The sequence below is a fragment of the Pseudomonas quercus genome, assembly GCF_012033695.1.
Classification (GTDB): Bacteria; Pseudomonadota; Gammaproteobacteria; order Pseudomonadales; family Pseudomonadaceae; genus Aquipseudomonas; species Aquipseudomonas quercus.
In genome coordinates, this window is the sequence record NZ_JAAVJI010000034.1 from 1 (window position 1) to 4,203 (window position 4,203).

At 62.8% G+C, this 4,203-nt stretch carries 4 pseudogenes; 2 read left to right on the forward strand and 2 right to left on the reverse strand.

Features of this window, described 5'->3' with window-relative positions:
- Both HBH25_RS22790 and HBH25_RS22795 read left to right on the forward strand, forming a co-directional pair.
- Nucleotides 1-1,502, forward strand: a pseudogene (locus HBH25_RS22790) (hypothetical protein); the annotation flags it as partial.
- Between the two features lie 61 nt (nt 1,503-1,563).
- Nucleotides 1,564-2,446, forward strand: a pseudogene (locus HBH25_RS22795) (IS91 family transposase); the annotation flags it as partial.
- A gap of 271 nt (nt 2,447-2,717) precedes the next feature.
- On the opposite strand, the pseudogene HBH25_RS22800 reads toward HBH25_RS22795, so the two are convergent.
- Nucleotides 2,718-2,913: pseudogene (locus HBH25_RS22800) on the reverse strand (IS91 family transposase); the annotation flags it as partial.
- Nucleotides 2,914-2,967: 54 nt separating this feature from the next.
- A pseudogene (locus HBH25_RS22805) lies at nt 2,968-4,203 on the reverse strand (hypothetical protein); the annotation flags it as partial.

Consider the following 4,203-nt stretch of genomic DNA (forward strand, 5'->3'; position numbering starts at 1 on the left):
CAAACACTTCGTCTCAAGCATTGAGCGCCGCTGACCGTAACAAAATCCAGAAAGCCGCTGGCAACGCCACCCTGAACTATGTGCTACAGCATCTCGACAGGCTTCAAAATGCATTGGGGAGCCGTGAGCAAGTCATCAAGATTGCTGCCAATCACGGCGGTCAGCAGGCCTTGCAGGCGCTGCTGGACAAGGGCCCGGCCCTGCGCAACGCCGGCTTCAGCAACGACAACCTGGTCAAGGTCGCCGCCAACGGGGGCGGTGCGCAAGCCTTGCAGGCGCTGCTGGACAAGGGCCCGGCCCTGCGTCAGGCAGGTTTCAGCAACGACAACCTGGTCAAGGTCGCGGCCAATATAGGCGGTGCGCAGGCCTTGCAGGCGCTGCTGGACAAGGGCCCGGCCCTGCGTCAGGCTGGTTTCAGCCCCGACAACCTGATCAAGGTCGCCGCCTATGTTGGCGGCGCCCAGGCCTTGCAGGCGCTGCTGGACAAGAGCCCGGCCCTGCGTCAGGCAGGCTTTGGCCCCGACAACCTGGTCAAGGTCGCCGCCAACAACGGGGGTCAGCAGGCCTTGCAGGCGCTGCTGGACAAGGGCCCGGCCCTGCGTCAGGCAGGCTTTGGCCCCGACAACCTGGTCAAGGTCGCCGCCCATGATGGCGGCGCCCAGGCCTTGCAGGCGCTGCTGGACAAGGGCCCGGCCCTGCGTCAGGCTGGCTTTGGCCCCGACAATCTGGTCAAGGTCGCGGCCAACGGGGGCGGTGCGCAGGCCTTGCAGGCGCTGCTGGACAAGGGCCCGACCCTGCGTCAGGCCGGCTTCAGCCCCGACAACCTGGTCAAGGTCGCCGCCCATGATGGCGGCGCCCAGGCCTTGCAGGCGTTGCTGGACAAGGGCCCGGCCCTGCGTCAGGCCGGCTTCAGCAACGACAACCTGGTCAAGGTCGCTGCCAATATAGGCGGTGCGCAGGCCTTGCAGGCGCTGCTGGACAAGGGCCCGGCCCTGCGTCAGGCAGGCTTTGGCAACGACAACCTGGTCAAGGTCGCCGCCAACAACGGGGGTCAGCAGGCCTTGCAGGCGCTGCTGGACAAGGGCCCGGCCCTGCGCAACGCCGGCTTCAGCAACGACAACCTGGTCAAGGTCGCCGCCCATGATGGCGGCGCCCAGGCCTTGCAGGCGCTGTTGGACAAGGGCCCGGCCCTGCGCAACGCCGGCTTCAGCAACGACAACCTGGTCAAGGTCGCTGCCAATATAGGCGGTGCGCAGGCCTTGCAGGCGCTGCTGGACAAGGGCCCGGCCCTGCGTCAGGCCGGCTTCAGTAACGACAACCTGGTGAGGATTGGCGGCAACGGCGGTGCTAAGAAAACGCTGGACACGCTATTGCAGGTCTATCCGCAACTGACCCAGGGCGGCGTTTCCCAAGATGGGATACTGACCTTGGCGACTAAACATCGGGGGGCTTCCGGCGCGCTCCAAAGCAAGCTCAGCGAACTGACGGCGGCCGGTCGTTGAGGGCGAGATGATAGGGTTTTGTCCGCCTCAATGCTGTCGGTGACATAACTCGGCATGCCTACTGCCCGATACGCTGTGGCTGGTGTTCTTTCATAACCGTGGTTTGCTCGATGCATTGTGTCGGCTGGCCGCAGACAACCTGCTGTATGCGGGAAAACGGCGGGGTCTGCGCATTGGTCTGTTTGGTGCGATCCATACGTATGGTCGACGGCTCAACTGGCATCCTCACGTACACCTTTCGGCCACAGCTGGGCGGTGTGGATGAGCAGGACGTCTGGAAAAATATCGCGTTTCACGAAAAGGCAATGCGTCGTCGTTGGATGTGGAATGTGCGCAACCATCTATTGGAGCACTGGGGCCAGCTTACGATGCCTCCGGAGCTGGCTCATATCACCCATGAAAGCGACTGGCGAAACCTGGTGCTTAATGCGGGTGGCCAGCACTGGCACATCTATTTGTCGAAGAAGACGGAAAACGGGCGCAAGACCGTGAATTACCTGGGCCGCTACCTGAAGAAACCGCCGATTTCTGGTAGTCGCCTGGCGCATTACACGTCCGGGCCCTCGTTGAGCTTCACCTACCTGGATAACCGCACGCAGACCTATGAGCAGGAATCGGTGAGCCAGGCCGACATGCTGCGCCGGGTGGTGCAGCATATTCCGGAAAAGCATTCCCGAATGATCCGGTATTTTGGATTTTTGGCCAACCGGGTCTGCGGCCAGTACCTACCGAAGGTGTATGAAGCGCTGAAGATGACGAAACCAGGACCAATGCCAACGCTGTATTTTGCGCAGATGGCCAAAGCGTTTTTAAACGTTGATCCATTCAGCTGCGTGCTGTGCGGGGCGAAGATGGTGTACACGGCAGCGATCAGCGGGCTGACGGTGAAGGGGCTGATAGCTCATGCCTATGCCATTGCGCGGATGAGGTACGTGAAACCGTGATGTGGGGAAGGTGCGTTCGCAGTGCAGGTTTAGGGCTAAAAACCACTTCTCGATCAGCGTGTTACGCTGAATCTAGTTAAATTCACTATCCGGTCTCTGACTCGCCCAGGCCAATCGTGCCGTAACGCTCTTACCTGGAGCATCCTCTTGATGTGTAGAAATTTTTGAAATTCCTACACATCAAGCTCGGCACGGGCAAATTTAGGCCATTGCGGCCGCTGCCATCGGCTTAACGTGCTTTATTTTCCGTTTTCTGAAGCGACCCCAGGTACAGGTATTTGACGTGGGGACAGCGGTCACCGGCGCAGGTGTACTGCTTTACGCCCAGGATCGAAGTACCACAAGCCAGCATTTTGCTCACCAACTCCACTTCGACTTCACGCACGCTCCTGGCCTCAAGCATCCCCCCAGCAGCCGTTGGCCGTGAACAGGTTTTTGAGAGGGCGGGGTTTGAAGCTGGTAGGCATGCCAAGTTATGTCACCGACAGCGTTGAGACGGACAAAACCCTATCATCTCGCCCTCAACGACCGGCCGCCGTCAGTTCGCCGAGCTTGCTTTGAAGCGCGCCGGAAGCCCCCCGCTGTTTAGTCGCCAAGGCCAGTATCTCATCGTGGGAAACGCCGCCCTGGGTCAGTTGCAGATAGACCTGCAATAGCGTGTCCAGCGTTTTCTTAGCACCGCCGTTGCCGCCAATCCTCACCAGGTTGTCGTTACTGAAGCCGGCCTGACGCAGGGCCGGGCCCTTGTCCAGCAGCGCCTGCAAGGCGTGCTGACCCCCGTTGTTGGCGGCGACCTTGACTAGGTTGTCGTTGCCAAAGCCTGCCTGACGCAGGGCCGGGCCCTTGTCCAGCAGCGCCTGCAAGGCCTGGGCGCTGCCATCATGGGCGGCGACCTTGACCAGGTTATCGGGGCCAAAGCCTGCCTGACGCAGGGCCGGGCCCCTGTCCAGCAACGCCTGCAAGGCCTGGGCGCCGCCATCATGGGCGGCGACCTTGACCAGGTTGTCATTGCCAAAGCCTGCCTGACGCAGGGCCGGGCCCTTGTCCAGCAGCGCCTGCAAGGCCTGGGCGCCGCCATCATGGGCGGCGACCTTGACCAAGTTGTCGGGGCCAAAGCCTGCCTGACGCAGGGCCGGGCCCTTGTCCAGCAGCGCCTGCAAGGCCTGCGCACCGCCCCCGTTGGCCGCGACCTTGACCAGGTTGTCGTTGCCAAAGCCTGCCTGACGCAGGGCCGGGCCCTTGTCCAGCAGCGCCTGCAAGGCCTGCTGACCCCCGTTGTGGGCGGCGACCTTGACCAGGTTGTCGGGGCCAAAGCCTGCCTGACGCAGGGCCGGGCCCTTGTCCAGCAGCGCCTGCAAGGCCTGCGCACCGCCCCCGTTGGCCGCGACCTTGACAAGGTTGTCGTTGCTGAAGCCGGCCTGACGCAGGGCCGGGCCCCTGTCCAGCAGCGCCTGCAAGGCCTGCTGACCCCCGTTGTTGGCGGCGACCTTGACCAGGTTGTCGTTGCCAAAGCCTGCCTGACGCAGGGCCGGGCCCTTGTCCAGCAGCGCCTGCAAGGCCTGCGCACCGCCTATATTGGCCGCGACCTTGACCAGGTTGTCGTTGCTGAAACCTGCCTGACGCAGGGCCGGGCCCTTGTCCAGCAGCGCCTGCAAGGCTTGCGCACCGCCCCCGTTGGCGGCGACCTTGACCAGGTTGTCGTTGCTGAAGCCGGCGTTGCGCAGGGCCGGGCCCTTGTCCAGCAGCGCCTGCAAGGC